Raw genomic sequence first — 22,126 nt, 5'->3', positions numbered from 1 at the left:
AGTAAACATTCTCATAGGATATGCGAAATGAGTTCAAATTTTGCCAGTATTGATTCACAATCTGTTCTCCGCAATTCTCGTTCTAAATCTATTGTCTTCATTGACTCCGACTTAGATGACTATCAAACTCTTGCGGGCGGCGCGATCGGGAATGCTGAAGTCATCATTTTAGATAAAAATGGCAACGGAGTCGAGCAAATTACTGCGAAACTGCAAACAATTGCTGGGGCGGGCTCAACTCTAGACCAAGTTCACATTTTTTCTCACGGGAATTCTGGCAGTTTGCAGCTAGGTTCGGCGACGTTGAATGCGGATAGTTTGCCGCAGTATGAAAGCCAGTTGCAAGGGTGGCGCACTGCGCTGAGCGACAAAGCTGATATTATGCTTTACGGTTGCGATGTTGCTGCGGGTGAGGGTAGCGATTTTGTCGATCGCCTTTCGGAGTTAACCGGGGCTGATATTGCCGCATCTAGCGATCGCACTGGCCGCGGTGGTAACTGGAATTTGGAGTTTACCAAGGGTGATATTGAAGCACCCATTGCCTTGACTCCAGAGGTAATGGCGGATTACCAAGGGACTTTAGCGACGATTACCGTTACCAACGCTAATGATAGCGGGCCCGGTTCCTTGAGAAGTGCGATCGCCTCCGCAGCAGCCGGCGATACCATTCAATTTGCCTCCACTCTTGCCAATCAAACAATTACTCTCACGAACGGTCAACTTGTCATCAACAAAAACTTGACAATTGATGCAATTGGTGCTACCAATTTAACCATCAGTGGCAACAACACTTCGCGGGTAATCCTCACCGAAGGTTCAACAAATGTTACTCTGAAAAACCTGATTGTTGCCAACGGCAAAGTGTCGGGAACCGATCCGAATAACGAGGCGACTAGCAGCGGCGGCGGCATTCAAACAGGCGGTAACAGCACTTTAACTTTAGAAAATTGCCAAGTCAACAATAATGTTGCCGGTTTCGGCGGCGGCGTTTACACGGGTTTCCGCAGCACGACTACTGTAATTAACAGCAAGTTTAGCGGTAATGACGGTTCTTTGGCTAGCAATACCGAACGCGGCGGCGGGGCGATCGCCACTAAAAGCGGCGGTTCTTTAACTATCAGAGATAGCGAATTTACCAACAACAAAGGCAGCTACGGCGGAGCTGTGAATAACCTGTTGGGCAGCATGACGATCGAAAACTCTAAATTCACTGGCAACCGCACAGATAAAGGCGTTGGCGGGGCAGTTTACGTCGATGGCGCTAGCGAATTAATTAACGATGCGATCGGTGGCAACATCATTATTCGCAACAGTGTTTTCGACGGCAATATCGGGACAGGAGAAGGAGGGGGAGCCTTTCTCTTTGGTTATTCCCAAGATAAAGTTGCCTTAGAAAATAGCACTTTCATCAACAACAAAGCTGTCAAGAATGCAGCGGGTCAAGGAGGTTCTGGCGGCGGCGTCCGCCACGGTAATGTCGATTTGACTGTGACAAATACTACCTTTACCAACAACACAGCCGATGATAACGGCGGCGGTTTGTGGTTGGGAGAAGAGGGCAACGTCAGCGTTGTTAACAGTACATTTTCCGGCAACACCGCTGCTAAACAAGGCGGAGGAATGGTTGTCGGCAACAAAGATTCCTTTTCGACTAACATCGTCAATTCGACTTTTGCCAAGAACACCGCTGGGGAGTATTCGGGAGGTATTGCGACTTTTAACAATCCTGGGAACCAGCCAATTACTGTCAAGAATTCGATTTTTGATAGCAATACGGCTGGTAATCCTTATAAAGTTAAATACCAAACTGGAAGAGAACTAATTGATGGGGGGAATAATCTTCAGTTTCCCGCGAAACTGACGGCGGGCGATCCTAACGACAATAACGTTACGGCAAAGGTGACGATCGCAGATCCGAAACTCGGCCCTTTGCAAAATATTAACGGCGCTTTCGTGCTGCCGCTGCTAGCAGGAAGTCCCGCCATTGATACCGGTACTGGTGCGGGCGCGCCAGCTAAGGATCAGCGCGGTGTGACTCGCCCGGCTGATGGTGATAATAACGGAAGTGCGATCGTCGATATCGGCGCTTTTGAATTCACCACTACAGCCACGCCGACTCCGACTCCCACACCAACTCCGACACCCGCACCCACACCGACGCCGACACCCGCACCGACTCCGACGCCGACACCCGCACCGACACCGACTCCCACACCCGCGCCGACTCCGACGCCCATACCGGGGACAGATGATTGCCTGTTCAATGGCGTCAGCGCCCCGGAATTAAACTCTGCTACCATTACTCCCAACCCCGTCCAACAAACTTTCAACGGCGGTAACAGTGCCGATTTGATCGTGGGCGGCAGCATCCCCGAATCGATTAACGGACTTGCCGGCAACGACACTATCTACGGCATGGGCGGCAATGACAACATTGACGGGGGTGCGGATAACGACTTGCTCTTCGGCAATGAAGGTACTGATTTCATCCAAGGTAATACCGGCAACGATACCATCTACGCAGGCAAAGATAATGACACTGTTGTTGGCGGCGATGGCAACGACTTTTTAAGGGGAGATTTGGGCAAAGATACTGTTGCCGGCGGTATCGGCAACGACACGATTTTTGGCGGCAAAGATGACGATATCTTGCTCGGTGAAGATGCTGACGACTACCTGTTAGGCAACTTAGGAAATGACACAATTAATGCTGGCAACGGCAACGATATTGTGTTCGGCAATGAAGGTGCAGACCTGCTTTTTGGTAAGGTAGGAAACGACAGTATCGATGGCGGCGATGGTAATGACAGTCTCGATGGTGGCGACGGTAACGATCGGCTTTTTGGTAACAATGAAAATGATGTGATCTGCGGCGACATCGGTAACGATACGCTTTACGGTGGCCAAGGCAACGATATCCTCGGTGGCGGTGCTGGTTCTGATTTCCTTTCCGGCGATGCAGGAGATGATACTTTGACTGGCGGTTCGGGAAATGATGTATTTCTGCTAAATCAAAGTTTGGGTAGCGACATCATTAATGATTTCCGCAAGGGAGAGGATTTATTTGGGTTGAATTCTGGTTTGAGTTTCAATCAACTCAGTATTACTTCCAGCAACAATCAGACTTTGATTACTGTGACGGACACCAATCAATTGTTGGCGAAGCTTAACGGTATTACACCCGGTATTCTGACTGCTAGCGATTTCATTACTCTGTAGTTATTATACTAAATCCGGTTTGTCTATACCCTCGATCGTTCTGCGTATCCTTCGGCGGTGGAAACCGCTACTAAACAAACGAAGTCCGCCTCTGCAGACTGAGAGATAAAGGGAGTAGTTAAGCCGGATTTAGTATTATAGCATATTTCAATAAAAAGTAGCCAAGCATGATAAATATCCTCTAATCTTCAGATGCTATAGCCACACATATTAATCTATTATTCCTAATAAAGCGGACTTGATATTATTCCGTTTTAATACGATCGCACAAATGTCTGTCCTCCTCCTTCACATCGGCATTAGTTCGCAAATAATCCCGGACGCGATCGCACGCATAAGCCAGTTCATCGAGTTTGAGAATTGGCTGCACATCCCACAAAATGACAGTGCGATCGTCCCCAACAGAAGCAATCTGTTTGCCATCGGGACTAAACGCCACCCCCCAAACGTTCCCTTCATGTCCCGTTAGCGTCGTTATTTCTGTACCGTCAGTTTTCCAGAGTTTGAGTGCGCCAGTTGAGCCTCCAGTCACCAGCATTTGACCGTCTGGACTGAAATCAACTGCCATCACCCCTCTAGTATTTCCCTTGAGAGTTTTGAGCAACGTGCCCTCGCTTGTCCAGAGTTTAATCGTGTCATCCCTGCTGGCAGTTGCCAAAGTGCGACCGTCTGGACTGATAGCAACTTCCCAAATCGGGCTGCGATGGCCCTTTAGAGTCTTGGAAAACTTACCGTCAAGACTCCACAACCGAGCAGTGCTGTCGCTACTGGCAGACACCAGTTTCTGTCCGTCAGGGGTAAAGTCCACATCGTAAACCCTAGCCTGATGCCCTTGGAAGGTTTTCAACAAAGCGCCACCCTTGTTCCACAGTTTCACCGTTTTATCGTTGCTGGCAGAAGCGAATAGCCGGCCATCTGGACTGATTGCGATATCCCAGACTCCTGCCCCATGCCCTGTTAGGGTTTTCAGCAACCTCCCGTCGAACTGCCAGAATTTAACCGTTTTATCTTCACCCGCAGCAGCAAGGATGGGGGCGTTCTCCGTATTGGTAACGTTAGTAGCAGCAACGAAAGCAACAGAGTAAACACCAGCCTTTTCTCCGGCAAAAGACTTCAGCAACGTGCCGTCTCGCGCCCAAACTTTGAAACTGCGATCGGAACTGGCTGAAGCTAGCATCTTGCCGTCCGGGCTGAAATCCACATCCCAAATCGTCCCGCGATGTCCGTGAAGGACTTTCGAGAAAGGGTTTGTCGGGTTCCAGACTCGTGCGGTATTGTCGTCGCTAGCCGAGACAACCATTGGACTGTTGGGAACAAAGGTAAGACCGCGAATTCCAGATTGATGCCCTTTGAGGGTTTTCAAAAGTGTCCCGTCCGGCTTCTGGAGGTTTATGGTTTCGTCGGCGCTGGCGGAAGCAATGACATCGCCTGAATCGCTGACGGCAACTTCAAACACTTCCGAACTGTGACCGCTAAGAGTTTGTAGCAGCGTTCCGTCGAGTTGCCAGAGTTTGACAGTGTTGTCAGCGCTAGCAGAGACAATGGCGGGACGTTTGGTGCCGCTATTGTCTGCAAGTAAGGCAAACTCAACATCCCAAACGGCAGCGCTGTGTCCTTCCAGCGTTCTCACCAGTTCACCGTCTAAAGTCCAGACCTTGACCGTACCGTCGGCGCTGCTAGAGGCGAGGAGGTTTCCATCGGGACTGAAGGCAACACCCCAAACCCCACCTTGATGTCCCTTCAGAGTCTTGAGTGGTTTGCCATCGGCACTCCACAGGCTAATGGTGCTGTCTTCGCTGGCGGAGGCGATGCGCTGACCGTCAGGACTCACGGCGATCGCCCAAATCGCAGCGCTGTGTCCCTGAAAGGTTTTGAGCAGCTTGCCGAACCGACTCCACAGATAAATGCTGCCGTCCACGCTGGATGTCACTAGGCGCTGGCTGTCGGGACTAAAACGGAGGGCGTAGACGCTGCTGACCTTATGCTGGAGAGTGTGCAGCAAGGTGCCATCGGGCTGCCAAAGCTTGACCGTTTGGTCGCCGCTGCCGGTAGCGATTAGCTGACCGTCTGGACTGGCATCAACTGCCAGAACCGGGCTCGAATGCCCCGACAGGCGATTGAATTCTGCCGTTCCGTAGATAGCTTGTTGCAGCACTTGTTGAACTTGCGATCGCAACTGGGGGCCCGAATTAGGGAGACTGCCGAGCCTGCGTCTTGCTTTGATGGCGCTCACGAGGGCGTCTAATCGCTGTTGGGAGGCGAATTGTCCGGAGGAGGAGGAGGTGAGGGCTTGAACTTCGCTGATGCGGGCTTGCTGTTCGCTGGTGGCGGCGCGGTAATATTGCCAGAGGGCGAAAATGGCGGATGCGATCGCAACTATCAGCAACCCACTCAACGCTGCAATAAACTTGCGCTGTCGCTGTGCTGTCTTTCTTTCATAAGCTACGCGCTTGCGTTCTTCTACCAGTCGCGCTTCGACTTCTTTAACTCTTTCTGCTTCCATTGCTTGCTGCATTTCCAGCCTGTCTAATTCAGCAGAAGCAGCTAAAAAGTGATAGTCCAAATCGCTCAAACTTTTGCCTTGCGCCCAAGCTTGAGCGTCTTTCAAAGCTTGTCCTCGCAACAGTCGGGAAGAATCTGTTTGTTTGGCTGCAATCCAAGTTTCAAAAGTTTGGGAGTACGGACGTAGTTTTCCTAATTGTTTTTCTACCCATTCGAGGTTAAAAACTTCTGCATAAATGCGGTTTTTAACTTTGAGTAATCCTGCTTTTTTTTCGACTAATCCAGATAGCACCAGTTCGATTTGTTCGCGGCTGTCGTCGGCACAGATCCCCCCTGCCCCCCTTAATAAGGGGGGTTCTGATTGTCCCCCCCCTTGATAAGGGGGGGGTTCTGATTGTCCCCCCCCTTGATAAGGGGGGGTTAGGGGGGGTTCTGATTGCAGAATTTGCTGATAAATGCCTAGCAATCTTCCGGCGCGTTGTTCGTTTCGCAAGATGCGATCGCGTATCGTCTTCAAATGCTCCGGTTCGTCCTGCGATTCCCATTTATCGATGATATGTGATCGCACCAAACTATCGACCCAAAATGCCTCTGTTCCCGGGGGAATTTTTACTAATCCGTCCACCGTTTCCCGGCTGGCTCTATAGGCCAAATAGCAAATTTTCTGGGTGAGAAATGGCTGTCCTGAAGTCCAAGCTAATATTTGTTTGAGAACGGCATCAGGATTACTGACAACCGTCTCTAATCCTTTAACTAATATTTGGGCTTCCGGCAGTTCAAAACCCCGCAAATCTATAGCACGACCGATATTAAAAGGAGTTCGATTTTTGTCAGCTATTAAATCGCTCGGCGTAGCTACTCCAAAAATTGCAAAACTAATGCGGTTATACTCTGGATTAATCGCTCGCTGATTGTAGCAAAACCGAATCAGGGCAAAAAAATCATCGACCGCGAAATCCAAACTGAGAATGCTATCGATTTCATCGATGAATATAAAGATGCGCTCTTGGGGAAATTGAACCAGTAGGATATCTTCTATAAAATGACTCAATCTTTGCAGGAACGAGACATCTTCTGAGTCGCGCCACCAGGTTTTAATATTAACTTGTCCTAAAAGATTGAAGCCGCGCCACAACTCGGCGACCATTCCTTTATACCACTGTAAAGGAGTGATGTTTTCGCTGCCGATGCGCGTCATGTCGATCGTACTGCATTGAAAACCTTCGGCTTGCAGTCGGTGCAGCGTGCGGACTAACAGGGAAGATTTACCCATTTGTCGCGAGTTGAGGACGTAACAAAACTCGCCGTTTTTTAAGGCTTGGTAGATTTGGTAATCAGCTTTTCGCTTGACATAAGTGAGTGCATCTGTATTGAGACTGCCGCCAATTTGATAGGTGATTTCGGTCATAGGTAATAGTAAGTAGGGAGCGGGATAATTTTTAATTATTTAGTAAATAAATCACTGTTTGGGAGTATTGTTGGTAATTCGATCGCACAAATGTCTGTCCTCCTCCTTCACTTCAGCATTAGTTCGCAAATAATCCCGGACGCGATCGCACGCATAAGCCAGTTCATCTAATTTGAGAATACGCTCTAGATCCCATAAAATCACAGTGCGATCGTCCCCAACAGAAGCAATCTGTTTGCCATCGGGACTAAACGCCACCGCCCAAACATTCCCCTCATGTCCGGTGAGCGTCGTTATTTGGGTGCCGTCAATTTTCCAGAGTTTGACTGCGCCAGATGCGCCTCCCGCCACCAGCATTTCACCGTCTGGACTGAAATCGACCGCCATCATGCCTCTAGTATTTCCCTTGATGGTTTTCAGCAACGTGCCGTCAATCGTCCAAAGTTTAATCGTGTCATCCATGCTCGCACTTGCCAAAGTTCGACCGTCTGGACTGATGGCAACTTCCCAAATTCCACTGCGATGACCTTTCAAAGTCTTGTTCAAGCGATCGTCCAAACTCCACAACCGAACTGTGCCATCTGCACTGCCGGAAACGAGCTTCTTTCCGTCGGGGGTAAAGTCCACATCGGAAACCCTAGCCTGATGTCCTGCGAACGTTCTGAGCAAAGTGCCGTCTGGCTTCCACAGTTTCACGGTTTTGTCGTCGCTGGCAGAAGCGAGGAACTGACCGTCTGGACTGACGGAGACATCCCAAACGCTCGCCCCATGTCCTGTTATGGTTTTCAGCAGCGTCCCGTCGAACTGCCAGAGTTTGATCGTTTTATCTGTACCAGCGGAAGCGATTACAGGCGAGATATCATCTTTGGCAAAGTTCGCAGGAGAAACGAAACCAACCGAGTAAAGGGGAGCCTTGTATCCCGCAAAAGACTTCAGCAACGTACCGTCTTTTGCCCACACTATGAAGCTGCCATCCGAACTGGCTGAAGCGAGCATCTGACCGTCCGGGCTGAAGTCCACATCCCAAATGACACCGCTATGTCCGTACAGGACTTTCGAGAAAGGGTTTGTCGGGTTCCACAGCCGGACGGTATTGTCGTCGCTGGCGGAGACAGCGATTTGAGTGTTGGGAATAAAGATAACGCCGCGAATTCCAGATTGATGCCCTTTGAGGACTTTCAAAAGCGTCCCGTCCGGCTTCCAGAGGTTGATGGTTCCGTCTGCGCTGGCGGAAGCAATGACATCGCCTGTATCGCTGACGGCAATTTCCCACACTTCCGAACTGTGACCCCTGAGAGTTCGTAGCAGCGTCCCGTCGAGTTGCCAGATTTTAACCGTGTTGTCAGCGCTGCCAGAGAGAATAGCGAGACGTTTTGTGCCGTCACTGTCTGCGAGGAAGGCGAACTTAACGTCCCAAACGGCACCCGCGTGCCCTTCCAGAGTTCTCACTCCTTTGCCGTCCTCGGTCCAGACCTTGACCGTACCGTCGGTGCTGCTAGAGGCGAGCAGGTTGCCATCGGGACTGAAGGCAAGACCCCAAACCCCACCTTGATGTCCGCTCAGTGTTTCGAGCAGTTTGCCATCAAAGTCCCACAGGCGAATCGTGCTGTCTTCGCTGCTGGTGGCAATGCTCGCGCCGCCCGGACTGACGGCAATGTCCCATATCGCAGCGCTGTGTCCCTGAAAGGTTTTGAGGAGCTTGCCGTCCCGATCCCACACATAAATGCTGCCGTTGAGACTGGATGTGACCAGGCGCTGGCTGTCGGGACTGAATTTGAGCCCGAAGACAGCAGCCGGGTGTGGCAGCGCGTGCAGCAGCGCACCGTCGGGCTGCCACAGCTTAACTGTTCGGTCAGTGCCGCCAGTGGCGATGAGTTGGGCATCTGGGCTGACATCAAGGCCCAGAACTGGGCTGGAATGCCCCGTCAGGCGATTGAATTCTGCGGTTCCGTAGATGGCTTGTTGCAGCACTTGTCGAACTTGCGATCGCAACTGGGGGCCCGAATTAGGGAGGCCATCGAGCCTGCGTCTGGCAATGATTGCAGTGACGAGGGCGTCTAATCGCTGTTGGGAGGCGAATTGCCCTGTGGAGGAGATGCTGAGGGCTTGTATTTCGCTGGTGGCGGCGCGGTAATATTGCCAGAGGGCGAAAATGGCGGATGCGATCGCAACTATCAGCAACCCACTCAACGCTGCAATAAACTTGCGCTGTCGCTGTGCTGTCTTTCTTTCATAAGCTACGCGCTTGCGTTCTTCTACCAGTCGCGCTTCGACTTCTTTAACTCTTTCTGCTTCCATTGCTTGCTGCATTTCCAGCCTGTCTAATTCAGCAGAAGCAGCTAAAAAGTGATAGTCCAAATCGCTCAAACTTTTGCCTTGCGCCCAAGCTTGAGCGTCTTTCAAAGCTTGTCCTCGCAACAGTCGGGAAGAATCTGTTTGTTTGGCTGCAATCCAAGTTTCAAAAGTTTGGGAGTAGGGACGTAGTTTTCCTAATTGTTTTTCTACCCATTCGAGGTTAAAAACTTCTGCATAAATGCGGTTTTTAACTTTGAGTAATCCTGCTTTTTTTTCGACTAATCCAGATAGCACCAGTTCGATTTGTTCGCGGCTGTCGTCGGCACAGATCCCCCCTGCCCCCCTTAATAAGGGGGGTTCTGATTGTCCCCCCCCTTGATAAGGGGGGGGTTCTGATTGTCCCCCCCCTTGATAAGGGGGGGTTAGGGGGGGTTCTGATTGCAGAATTTGCTGATAAATGCCTAGCAATCTTCCGGCGCGTTGTTCGTTTCGCAAGATGCGATCGCGTATCGTCTTCAAATGCTCCGGTTCGTCCTGCGATTCCCATTTATCGATGATATGCGATCGCACCAAACTATCGACCCAAAATGCCTCTGTTCCCGGGGGAATTTTTACTAATCCGTCCACCGTTTCCCGGCTGGCTCTATAGGCCAAATAGCAAATTTTCTGGGTGAGAAATGGCTGTCCTGAAGTCCAAGCTAATATTTGTTTGAGAACGGCATCAGGATTACTGACAACCGTCTCTAATCCTTTAACTAATATTTGGGCTTCCGGCAGTTCAAAACCCCGCAAATCTATAGCACGACCGATATTAAAAGGAGTTCGATTTTTGTCAGCTATTAAATCGCTCGGCGTAGCTACTCCAAAAATTGCAAAACTAATGCGGTTGTATGAGGGATTAATCGCTCGCTGATTGTAGCAAAACCGAATTAGGGCGAAAAAATCATCCACAGCGAAATCCAAACTGAGAATGCTATCGATTTCATCGATGAATATAAAGATGCGTTCTTGGGGAAATTGAACCAGTAGGATATCTTCTATAAAATGACTCAATCTTTGCAGGAACGAGACATCTTCTGAGTCGCGCCACCAGGTTTTAATATTAACTTGTCCTAAAAGATTGAACCCGCGCCACAACTCGGCGACCATTCCTTTATACCACTGTAAAGGGGTAATATTTTCGCTGCCGATGCGGGTCATGTCGATAGTGCTGCATTGAAAACCTTCGGCTTGCAGTCGGTGCAGCGTGCGGACTAAGAGGGAAGATTTGCCCATTTGCCGCGAGTTGAGGATGTAACAAAATTCCCCAGCTTTTAATGCTTCATAAAGTTCGGAATCTGCTTGCCGCACTACGTATGTAGGCGCATCACTGGCGAGACTGCCGCCAATTTGGTATGTAACCTTGGTCATGCCGTTTACGGGTTGGTTTAAAAGTGAAAGTTGAGTATAAAAAGAGGCAGTCAGAGCGTTATTTTTGTCACCATCTCTACAGAATTATAATCCCTCGGTAAAATTTAGGTTTCCCAAGTAGTTGTTTTTATAATAAAATTGACAAAGTAACAACTAGAAGTTATTATACAATATAGCCTAATGTTGTAAATTTATATTGACATTGAAATTAACAGCAAACAAGGAGAATCAATATGCTCATTCAAGAACAACCAGCCCAGTCTAAACAAATGACCCTAGACGAGTTTCTGGACTGGTATCCAGAGGGTCAAGGTCGCTTTGAACTACATGATGGAGCCGTTATCGAAATGCAAGCAACTGGAACTCACGAACAGGTGGGGGGTTTCCTAGCCCTCAAAGTCGGTGTTCAGATTGAACGTTTGGCTTTGCCCTATTTCATTCCCCGCCAAGGAATTATTAAGGCTATTGATTCTGATAAGTCTGGCTACAGCCCAAATGTGATGGTGTTAGATTGGCAACAAATCGAAACGGAACCGATGTGGAAAAAGCGCTCGACTATTACCCGAGGTGAAACTATCCGTTTAGTCATCGAAATCGTGAGTACGAATTGGCAAGATGACTACTTGATAAAGTTAGCAGAATATGAAAAGTTAGCAATTCCTGAATACTGGATAGTCGATTATTTGGGGTTAGGCGGCAGAAGATATATTGGCAACCCCAAGCAACCAACTATTTCCGTCAACCAATTGGTTGACGGTGAGTATGTAGTGAATCAGTTTAGAGGTGATGATGTGGTGCGAGCGCTTGCGTTCCCCGATTTAAACTTAACAGCAGAACAGATTTTTCAGGTGGGGCAATAACTAAATAAAGTTGTGCGAACCAAAATACAGGCGGTACAACTCGCAGCTTAGCGTACAGCGGTTGTTATCGATATGAATCAGCCCCATACTAACTAATTTAGAAGCTATTATCGGATCTAATTCCACGCCTTGCTCAGATTTTACCACTTGTTTAAGTGCAACCGCAAGTTCGGGATACTCTTGCAATGTCACCCAAAAACTCCGCAAGTAATCTTTATAAATTCCTGCTATTGTGGGAGCTTCTTCTAGTAGCTGATCTAGCGTTATACTGTTTAGACAGAGGTGGTAAAAAGCGAGCCGGACCAGATAAGGATGTCCCCCCACCATTGCCATCAGTCGCTCGGCATCGGGCCTATCTGTCCAATCCAGTCCGTGACGCTGGGCTAAAGCAAGTATCTGCTCTTCTGTAAAATAGGGCAATTCCAGTGGCAAACCGACATTAAAAGGCGATTCAGTGAGCTTTAAAGGAATATAAATTTCTGTGGAGTGAAGGACGATTAACCGCAGTTTTTCCAAAGTTTTAATCCGCTTTGCTTCTTCATGCCAGCTTCGCAGCAGCGGCAAAAATTCTCGGGCTATTTTGGGATACTCGAAAATTCGATTGACTTCATTTAAAGCTAAGACAAGAGGGCTCTTTATTTCTGCTAATACATATTGTTGCAAATAGATGGTACAGCTTACTTTGCTCCCCATATCTTCATCCCAATAATCATCTAATAAAGGTGGCAATCCTAGGTAACGGCTGATGTTGGCACAAAACCACCGTAAAAATTTATCGAGATTGTCTAAAACAGCTTCCTCGGCTTGCTGAAAATCCAAACTTACAGTTCGGCAGCCAAGAGAATTAGCGCGATCTAAAATCCGTAGCAGGAGGGAACTTTTACCCATCTTCCTGGGAGCTTTAATCCGCAGAACACTTCCAGGTTTGCCAATCTCTTGATACGCAAGCTCTTCAATTAGCGGGTGATGGATATAAAATGGCGAACCGAGGGGTACTGGAGAGCCGGGATATTCTAAAGGTGTTGCTAGGCATTGGCTGCGGGTGAATTCTTGAATTAATTCTCGTTCCTCTACTGTCAGGGAACGCGATTCTAGAGAGGAGCGAAAATTTGATTTGCTAATAGGCTTCTGCAAGATTTCAGAGAGAGATTGCCACAAGCCGGAGGCGATGTTTCTCAGGTAATGCTCTCCGTAATGAGAGGCCGATGCGATGCTTGCATAAGTTTTTCCTTCCCAAACTTGGCGGAGTAGGATTTCTTGTACGGGATGCAAATCTTTTTGCGATCGGGCACGAGTTAGCTGTACTACCTCATCTATCGTCATAATTTGCAATTATCCCGTAAGTGTATAGTTGATATTATCACTTTTGATTGACTGTAAAGCCGATCGCCTATTTGATGGCGACGCGAGCCTGTAGGGACATTTTTCAAAGGGTAACAGGTCAAATCCGTTAAATCTCACCGAAGCGCACCAATCTCAATAAAGGGTTCAGTGGTCACTTAGCGGCATAACCCAATTTCAAGACGTTCTGGCAGAGCTCCCTTTCAGGTAGCAGCGCTCAGTTTTTCTCCCTCGTTGGCCAAAATGTCATGCAGGTGTCACAGTTGGCCGTGAAGCCACAATTAAAAATGTGACAGTTGACATTGCTAAAGCTTAGTCGATTGATGTTAATTTAATTAAAAGTAATTTCATATCGCTGCATCTACTCATCACAATTGTTAAGTCCCACAGCCTAATTATTATTGTGTCGGCAGGTTTTTCAATCCTTCTGTAATCCCTCTGAAAAATATTAGCAAATAACCGAGTTGACGTGATGCAAATGGTTCATAAAATGTTTCCTAATTATTTTATTCCTCACGGCCATTGCTACTTGTGGAAGCCTGGATTAGTGGGGCTGCACATTTTGTCCGATGCTTTGATTGCCGTTGCTTATTTTTTGATACCCATCACGCTGATTTATATTGTCAAGAAGCGGAAAGACGTGCCTTTTGACTGGGTTTTCATGTTGTTTGGCTCTTTTATTGTCTGCTGCGGCATTACCCACGTTATGGAAATATGGACGCTGTGGCATCCTAATTATTGGTTCTCTGGTTTTCTTAAAGGGATTACGGCGCTGATTTCGCTATCTACAGCAGCAGTGCTGGTGGAACTAATCCCAAAAATCTTGGCTATCCCCAGTCCAGATCAATTGGCGGTGGCAAATTTGGCTTTACAAAATGAGATTGGCGATCGCAAACAAGCTCAGGAAGCACTCTCCCAATTAATGCTGGAATTGGAAAAACGGGTTGTTGAGAGGACGCTAGCTTTAGAAGTTGCTAATGGACTTTTGCAACAGGAAAATCGCGATCGCTACTTGGCTGAAAATTCATTGCGGCGCTCTGAAGCTAAACTGCGAGAACAAACTCAGCAGCTAGAGTACGCTCTGCAACAACTCAAAGACGCCCAAACTCAACTTGTGCAAACTGAAAAAATGTCGTCTTTGGGGCAAATGGTAGCTGGCGTTGCTCACGAAATCAATAACCCTGTTAACTTCATCTATGGGAATCTGAATCCGGCCCAGCAATACATTAAAGAGCTTTTGGAATTGATTAAGGTTTATCAAGTTTATTACCCCGCTCCTGCGCCGGAAATTGCCGACAAGATTCACAACATCGAACTCGATTTTATTTTAGAAGACCTGCAAAAAATTTTTGGTTCGATTAAAATAGGAGCAGAGCGCATCAAAAATATCGTTAAATCTTTACGAACCTTCTCCCGCTTAGACGAAGCCGATATGAAAAAGGTAAATATCCATGAAGGTATCGACAGCACTTTAATGATTTTGGCTCACCGCTTGAAAGAACAGCCAAACCGTCCGCCTATCCAAGTGATTAAAGAGTATGGAGATTTGCCACAGTTGGAATGCTACGCAGGACAGCTTAATCAAGTATTTATGAACATTTGTTCTAATGCTATTGATGCTTTAGAACAGATAGCGCAGCAGGGACATTCGGCTAAAGGCTATTGGCCAAATAATTTACCTGACCACTTACAATATACCTATTGCCAACTGCTAACAATTCACATCCGCACGCTTTTAGTTGACGGCAAGTGGGTGCAGATACACATTGCTGATAATGGCAGCGGCATAGATGCTGACGCGATCGCTAAAATTTACGATCCGTTTTATACGACGAAACCTATCGGTTACGGTACGGGTCTGGGTTTGGCGATTTCTTATCAGATTATTCAAACCCATGAAGGTTATTTGCGCTGCACTTCCGAGGTTGGGAGGGGTACTGAGTTTATTATTAAAATTCCGTTGAAATCAAAACCTCAGAAACAAGCAACTTGCTCTGAAAAAGTTTTGGTAAAGCTGTAAAATTGGGAGCATCCAGTTTTTGTAAATCAACTTGTGCGGTGGGTCGAATAGCCCGCCCCAACTCAAAGATAGGGCGAGTTCTTCGGCCCGCTCCATCATAAGAACAAGAAGAGCGTTCCACTCAATACGATCGGCAAGCAAACATTATGTGGCAAATAATCCAAAATATCTTTTCTCCAACTCAGTATATGCCGCACGGTCACTGCTATCTGTGGCAAACGCCTTTGGTGTGGCTGCACATCACCGGCGACTTTTTAATCGCGATCGCTTACTATTCAATTCCGGCGATGCTGATTTATTTTGTTTTTAAGCGGCGCGACGTTCCTTTTTTAGGAATATTTGCTTTATTTGGTGCATTTATTATTCTTTGCGGTACGGGTCACTTATTAGACATTTGGACGCTGTGGCATTCCGCTTATTGGCTGTCAGGAATTGAAAAAGGAATTACTGCCCTTGTTTCCTGCTACACTGCCGGATCGATGATCACGCTACTACCCCAGTTTTTATCATTAAGAACTCCCCAAGAATTAGAAGCAATTAATATCAAGTTGCAGCGGGAAATCGCCGTCCGTGAAGATGCAGAATTAGCTCTGCGCGGCGCTTATGATGACTTAGAACTTAAAGTGCAAGAGCGCACAGTTGAGTTGACAGAAACCAACGCTCACTTAGAAGCGCAAATTAGGGAAAGAATTGCTGCTGAATCTGCACGCAAGCAAGCTGAGAAAGAATTGCGCTCCGTTACCGAACGCTTGCAACATTTGCTGGCGGTGAGTCCGGCGGTTATTTTTAGCTGCAAATTAGGTGGAAATTATGACGTAACATTTGTCAGCGAGAACATTGTTTCACTGATTGGCTACGAAGCGCGAGAATTTTTTGAGGGTTCCTTGGATTGGCATAGCCTCATTCACCCCGAAGATCGAGAAATTGTAGATACTGCATTCGATCGCCTATTGGAAAAAGAATCGATTTCCTACGAATACCGCGAACGGCACAAAGACGGTAGTTATCGCTGGATTTACGATGAGGTTAAGTTGGTCAAAGATGCTGGTGGCATACCTGTGGAGTGTGTTGGTTATGGAGTAGATATTACGGCTCGCAAACAGGCAGAAGCAGCTTTGCAGCAGCAACTAAAAAGGGAGCGGCTTGTAGATGCCATTCAAGAGCGAATTCGCTCTTCTCTTAACCTAGAAGAAGTTCTGACAAGGGCTGTGGAAGAAGTGCGCCAGTTTTTGTCAACTGATAGGACAGTTATTTACCGTTTCAATCCCGATTGGAGCGGATTTATAGCTGTCGAATCAGTAGCAAGAGGTGTGATGCCGATTTTGGGAATTGACATCAATGACAATTGTTTTAGGGAAGGCTACGTTTCTGTTTATGAGGAGGGACACATTCGCGCGATCGACAATATTTACACGGCTGGTATTTCAGAGTGCCACATTAATTTACTCAGCCAGTTTCACATTAAAGCTAACCTTGTTGTTCCTATTTTGCAAGGGGAAATTTTATGGGGCTTACTAATTGCTCATCACTGCCGCAGTCAAAGACATTGGAACTCTTCTGAGATAGAATCTCTCAAGCAAATTTCCGTGCAGCTTGCGATCGCCATCCAGCAATGCACGCTATTTGAACAAGCGAAAACAGAAATTGCTGAGCGCAAGTTGGCAGAAGCAGCGCTGCAAAAAGCTGTCGTGGTGGCTGATGCTGCTAACCTCGCCAAAAGTGAATTCCTTTCTTCTATGAGTCACGAATTGCGTACTCCCTTGAATGCAATTCTGGGATTTAGTCAGGTGATGGTGCGCGATTCATCTCTCAACAATCAACACCAGCAACACCTAGAAATTATTAATCGCGCTGGGGAACATTTGCTGTCCCTAATTAATGACATTTTGGAAATGTCTAAAATAGAAGCAGGCAGAAGTCAGCTTAATGAAAGCAGTTTCAATTTAATCCGCTTGCTAGAAACCTTGAAAGAGATGTTCCGCTTGAAAGCTGAATCTAAAAAATTGCAGCTAATTTTTGAAGTGGCTGATGGCATACCGCACTTTGTTAATGGAGATGAAGGTAAATTGCGCCAAATTTTGATCAATATTTTAGGAAATGCGATTAAATTTACAGAGAGGGGTAGCGTTACCTTGCGAGTGACAATGAAGGCAGAAGACAATACCTCTTCTTCTTCCATTCCCCTTCAGTTTGAAGTTGAAGATACCGGTCTTGGCATTGCCACAGAAGAGATGAATAAGTTATTTGAACCCTTCGAGCAAACAAAAACAGGTCGTAAATCTCAAGAGGGGACTGGATTAGGTTTACCAATTAGTCGCAAATTTGTACAAATGATGGGAGGAGATATTACTGCGCTCAGTATACCGGGTTTGGGAAGTAAGTTTGCATTTGATATTGAACTCAGGCTTGCCCTTCCTAGCGATGTTAAAATGCTTCAACCACAGAAAAAAGTAATTGGTTTAGAACCGAATCAATCAGAATACCGGATTTTAGTGGTTGACGATCGCGCTGATAACTGTCTAGTCATAGAGCGATTATTGTCACCGCTAGGCATCGTCGTGCGAGAAGCTAGAAATGGTCAAGAAGCTATTGCTGTATGGGAGGATTGGCAACCGCACCTGATTTGGATGGATATGCAGATGCCTGTTATGAATGGCTATGAAGCCACTAGAAAAATTAAAGCTCATCCTCTCGGAAAACAAACTGTAATCGTTGCGCTTACTGCTAGCGCTTTTGAAGCGGAACGCCAAACCATTTTAGCAGCAGGCTGCGATGATTTCATTCGTAAACCGTTCGAGGCAAAGATATTATTTGCCAAAATGGAAAAGCTTTTAGGAGTCCGCTATATTTACGAGGAACCTGTTGAGACAAAACAAGAAAATGAAAGCAAATTTAGCCCAGTAGCCAGAAATCAATCTGTAGAATCACAACTCGGTCAAATGCCTCTTGAGTGGGTGGAGAAGATATATAATGCTGCTTATGAATGTTGCGACGATAAAATTTTCCAGTTGATTGAGGAAATGCCTACAGAATTTGCTTCGGCTTCACAAAATTTAACTACTTTAGCGCAGAATTTCCTATTTGACGATATTATAGAGCTAGCGAAATCGGCAGTTACGGCACGTCAGTCTTAATATCTTTTCTCTTAAAAAAATACCGCGCTCACATGAACAGCAATCAATCTCCTACAATTCCCGCCAACATTCTGATAGTTGATGATAAGCCAGATAACGTCCGGCTTTTATCTACAATCTTAAGTACACAAGGGTATCAGGTTCGTAAAGCGCTGAACGGGCCTAGGGCGATCGCTACAGTGCAGGAGTTTCCGCCGACTCTAATTCTGTTGGACGTGATGATGCCAGAGATGAATGGATATGAGGTGTGTGCACAGTTGAAAGCTTCACCAAAAACCAGTTCGATTCCTGTGATTTTTTTAAGCGCCTTAGATGACGTTGTAGATAAGGTGAAAGCCTTTGATGTGGGAGCAGTTGACTATATTACTAAACCTTTTCAAGATAAAGAAGTATTGGCACGAGTGGCAAATCAGTTAACAATTCAAAGTCAGCAAAAGCTACTTCAAGAGCAAACTAAGCAACTAGAAGAACTTGTGGAACGTTTGCAAAACGAAATTAAAGAGCGGCAGGGGGTTGAGCTAGCTTTACGGCTTGCTCAACAAAAGTCGGATAATTTATTGCTAAATATTTTACCAGCAGCGATTATTGAAAATTTGAAAACAGGCGAGAGTTCTAGTGCTGAGAGGTTTGAGTCAGCAACAGTCCTCTTTGCTGATATTGTCGATTTTACGTCTCTTGCTGCCAGAATTTCACCACTAGAATTGGTAAATTTTCTAAATAAGATTTTTTCCAAGTTTGACGAACTAACTGAAAAACACGGTTTGGAAAAAATTAAAACAATTGGAGATGCTTATATGGTAGCGGGGGGGCTGCCTGTGCCGAGGGCAGATCATGTAGAAGCGATGGCAAATATGGCGTTGGATATGCAGGATGCGATCGCTGATTTTAAAACCGACACAGGGGAACCCTTTCAAATTCGGATTGGCATTAATACAGGCGCAGTAGTTGCTGGGGTAATTGGCACTAAAAAATTCATCTATGACTTGTGGGGAGATACTGTTAATGTTGCTTCTCGGATGGAATCACAGGGATTACCGGGATATATTCAAGTTACTGCTGCTATTTACGAACAGTTAAAAGATCGGTATTTATTTGAGGAACAGGGTGCGATCGCGGTTAAAGGTAAAGGAGATATGATCGCCTATTGGCTCAAGGCTAAAAAACAGTTGACAGTTGACAGTTGACAGTTGACAGTTGACAGCAAACAGGTTGACAGCAAACAGGTTGACAGTTGACAGTTGACAGTTGACAGTTGACAGTTGACAGCAAACAGGTTGACAATCAAAAATCTTCAATCCCCAATCCCCAATCCAAAATCCAAAATCTAAAATCGTTTGGCAGTTGACAGTTGACAGTTGACAGTTGACAGTTGACAGTTGACAGTTGACAGTTAACAGTTAACAGTTGACAGTTGACAGTTAATAGTTGATATGGTGTCTGGTCAATTGACCATAATTCCTGTAGGGGCGGGTAAACCTGCCAATAATTGCCGAAAATTCACAATCTCATAAACCCGAAAGAGCCCAACGGTAAATCGCTGTTCAACCCGCTCATGGACAATTGTCAATTCTCAATTGTCCACTGTTAAAAAATGAAAATAATTTGCAGTTTCCAATTTGTATTTTCTCGTACTATTTCAATGCGATCGATAAATTCTCGAAAATAAAACCTGCGTTCCGATTCGGACAAATCCAGCCAAAATTGGGGAAGAGAAACAGTTCGAGCAGTTTCTCGCAAATTTACGGGGGGCATTTTCGCTAATTTGCTTTGCAGTTCGGCAATTTCGGTGCGGATTTTGTAAGCTCTCAAATCAGCCGTTTCTGTGTCTAAGATGCCACTTTCAATCAAGGCAGGAAGTTGCTCTAGGATTTGTTTTTTGGAGCCGATCGCCCCGGCAATTCCTGCTTTAATTTCATTCATGTCCGGCATTTGCAACCGGGCGACTGCATCGGGCAAATTATGACAAATTCCTGCTATGGTTAATTGCAATACTTCTTCGTAGGAAATGCTGCTGCATTTAGGCTGTGACAGACAGTTAATCGGTCGCAAATAAAGGTATTCTTTGTCTTTGCGGTAGGCTGTGACTTTGGCAACTGTCATGGGCGATTGGCACTCGGCGCAAATTGCTAAACCTGCGAGGGAACGGGGGGCGCTCGCGCTGCGGGGAGAAAGGCGACTGTTGCGCCGCAGCAATCTGTCTACTTGGGCGGCTTCTTCTCTGGAAATAATCGGGACGTGGGTGTTAGAAATTACTTGGCCGTTTTGATATTCCAAATCGCCTCGGTAGGCGGGATTTGTCAGCCAGCGGCGGCCTGTGCTGACGGAGATTTTTTTGTTGTATTTCTTGGCTAAATGGCGCACGGAACCGCGCAGGGAACCGTAGATGAGAAAGTGTTCAAAAAAGTCTTTGACGGCGGGGGAAGCGGTTTTATCGATCGCATATTTGTCTTTGCCGCGCCGGTAGCCGTAGGGGGCTTTTCCGGGTGGGGGAAGGGATTTGATGCGGTTGCGGGCGTGTCCTTTGCGAATGCTGCGGCTGTGTTGGCTGCGCTGGAGTTCGGCGAGGATTTTGAGCAAGTTTGCTCTGTTTTCTGTTTGTTTTTCGTCTGTGACAATTAGTTGGATGCCGAGGTTTTCTAGTTGTTCTAGGTGGGCGCACACTTGCTGTACTGTGTCGCCGAGTTCTTCAAAGCGCTGAATTAGCAGGTATTTGACTGGTTCTGTTTGGCAGTCTTTTAGGAGTTGCTGGAGTTGCTGGCGCCCTCCTAAGTCTTGATATGTGCGATCGACCTCTTGGCCCCAAATTTCGGGTGCCCGCGCCGGTTCTAGCAGCGGTTCGGTGTAAGAGTAGGCGATGATTTTCATTTATAGAAGAAGTCCGATGGAAGTCGGAAGAAGGAAGAAGGAAGAAGCAATAAAAGCAAGGTTTTTAGTAACTACTGAAGAACCTAACTTACTCAATCCGGCTTTATTTCTTAGTCCCCCTCTGCTAGGACGAAAGTTTGACTCGATACGCAGTTTCAACCGCCAACTCTTATCTATTGTTCGCTGAGTTCGATGATATTCCCGTCGGGGTCTCGGGTAAATAATGCCGATCGACCTGACGCGCTCATTTGTACCGGGCAGTTGTGGGCAATTAATTGCTCTTTGGCTGCCTCTAAGTTGGCCACAGAAAACGCTAGATGTCGGTTGCGTCCCCATTTTTCCGAATCGGTGGTATCGGGTACAATCCTATCCGCTAGAATTAGGTGAACTTGAAAACTGCCTATTTGATACCAAATTCCGGGAAATTTTAATTTTCTGTCTACTTTTTGCAGTCCTAAAGCTCCGCTGTAAAAGTGTTCTGATTTTTCTAGATTGGAGATAACTACGGCGGCGTGGAGGGCGTGAGTAATTTGCATTTATTTTAATATCTTTTTTATTTTAACCGCAGATGAACGCGGATAGACGCAGATTTTATGATAACATAACTGGTTGCTGTTTGTAAGCTGTACTGCATTTAAATTTTATATTTATTGAACTGAGCTAAAATCCTCAAATCCTCTCCCTCTCTCCCCTTCTCACCTTCTCCCCCTCCAACGTAACAGAAAATCAGTCTGGGGTAGCAGCTTACATCTAAAGGTGCAAAAGCTACGAGCGGTTAAGCCTAAATATTAATTTTATTTGCAGTTTGGGAAAAAGGGGCAGCATCCTGTTATATCTTGTCGAAGACTTTACAGAGTAATTACTAAATTTAGCTTACTACTGCATTAATAGTTTAAATAAATTTGTACGGAATTTAACACGCAGGAACCTGAATATCCCAGATGTGACTTGAACAGGATCTCGCTCGCGCTCTTCAAGCTTGAAGAGGTTTTTAACAAAATTGATGTGATGTCGCGATCGGTTAGCGATCGACATATCATTATTTTTTGTCAAATCTTCCCGAAACCTTGTG

10 protein-coding genes are annotated in these 22,126 nt (G+C 46.5%); 5 read left to right on the top strand and 5 right to left on the bottom strand.

Going from position 1 to position 22,126, the window contains the following annotated elements; all coding sequences use genetic code 11:
- The first annotated feature begins 27 nt into the window (after nt 1-27).
- The gene (locus QUB63_RS10780; RefSeq protein ID WP_332945046.1) at nt 28-3,219 is read left to right on the top strand and encodes a DUF4347 domain-containing protein; all 3,192 of its coding nucleotides are present in this window, start codon (nt 28-30) and stop codon (nt 3,217-3,219) included.
- Nucleotides 3,220-3,463: 244 nt separating this feature from the next.
- Here the strand turns inward: QUB63_RS10780 and QUB63_RS10775 are convergent, their stop codons facing one another.
- Both QUB63_RS10775 and QUB63_RS10770 read right to left on the bottom strand, forming a co-directional pair.
- Nucleotides 3,464-7,129 carry an AAA-like domain-containing protein gene (locus QUB63_RS10775; protein WP_332945045.1) on the bottom strand — a complete coding sequence of 1,222 codons (3,666 nt, stop codon included), beginning with the start codon at nt 7,127-7,129 and terminating at the stop codon, nt 3,464-3,466.
- A gap of 51 nt (nt 7,130-7,180) precedes the next feature.
- Nucleotides 7,181-10,834 carry an AAA-like domain-containing protein gene (locus QUB63_RS10770; RefSeq protein ID WP_332945044.1) on the bottom strand — a complete coding sequence of 1,218 codons (3,654 nt, stop codon included), beginning with the start codon at nt 10,832-10,834 and terminating at the stop codon, nt 7,181-7,183.
- A 233-nt stretch (nt 10,835-11,067) separates the two neighbouring features.
- On the opposite strand from QUB63_RS10770, the gene QUB63_RS10765 reads away from it, so the two are divergent.
- The gene (locus QUB63_RS10765) at nt 11,068-11,694 is read left to right on the top strand and encodes a Uma2 family endonuclease (protein ID WP_332945043.1); all 627 of its coding nucleotides are present in this window, start codon (nt 11,068-11,070) and stop codon (nt 11,692-11,694) included.
- Here the strand turns inward: QUB63_RS10765 and QUB63_RS10760 are convergent, their stop codons facing one another.
- Nucleotides 11,695-13,017, bottom strand: coding sequence for an AAA-like domain-containing protein (locus QUB63_RS10760; RefSeq protein WP_332945042.1), 1,323 nt, complete (start codon nt 13,015-13,017; stop codon nt 11,695-11,697).
- Nucleotides 13,018-13,507: 490 nt separating this feature from the next.
- Between QUB63_RS10760 and QUB63_RS10755 the strand changes: the two genes are divergently transcribed.
- From QUB63_RS10755 to QUB63_RS10745, 3 genes are all read left to right on the top strand, one after another.
- Nucleotides 13,508-15,055, top strand: a complete 1,548-nt coding sequence (locus QUB63_RS10755; protein WP_332945041.1) for a sensor histidine kinase — start codon at nt 13,508-13,510, stop codon at nt 15,053-15,055.
- 188 nt (nt 15,056-15,243) lie between these two features.
- Nucleotides 15,244-18,189 carry an ATP-binding protein gene (locus QUB63_RS10750; protein WP_442921777.1) on the top strand — a complete coding sequence of 982 codons (2,946 nt, stop codon included), beginning with the start codon at nt 15,244-15,246 and terminating at the stop codon, nt 18,187-18,189.
- Between the two features lie 32 nt (nt 18,190-18,221).
- The gene (locus tag QUB63_RS10745; RefSeq protein ID WP_332945038.1) at nt 18,222-19,373 is read left to right on the top strand and encodes an adenylate/guanylate cyclase domain-containing protein; all 1,152 of its coding nucleotides are present in this window, start codon (nt 18,222-18,224) and stop codon (nt 19,371-19,373) included.
- Nucleotides 19,374-19,773: 400 nt separating this feature from the next.
- Here the strand turns inward: QUB63_RS10745 and QUB63_RS10740 are convergent, their stop codons facing one another.
- Together QUB63_RS10740 and QUB63_RS10735 are read right to left on the bottom strand one after the other, a co-directional pair.
- Complete coding sequence (locus tag QUB63_RS10740) at nt 19,774-21,054, bottom strand: recombinase family protein (protein ID WP_332945036.1); 1,281 nt, start codon at nt 21,052-21,054, stop codon at nt 19,774-19,776.
- 173 nt (nt 21,055-21,227) lie between these two features.
- On the bottom strand, nt 21,228-21,590 hold the full coding sequence (locus tag QUB63_RS10735) for a VOC family protein (RefSeq protein ID WP_332945034.1): 363 nt from the start codon (nt 21,588-21,590) through the stop codon (nt 21,228-21,230).
- Between the last annotated feature and the right edge of the window lie 536 nt (nt 21,591-22,126).

The organism is Microcoleus sp. ARI1-B5, from assembly GCF_036705795.1.
Classification (GTDB): Bacteria; Cyanobacteriota; Cyanobacteriia; order Cyanobacteriales; family Microcoleaceae; genus Microcoleus.
This window is presented reverse-complemented; position numbering and strand designations above follow the sequence as displayed.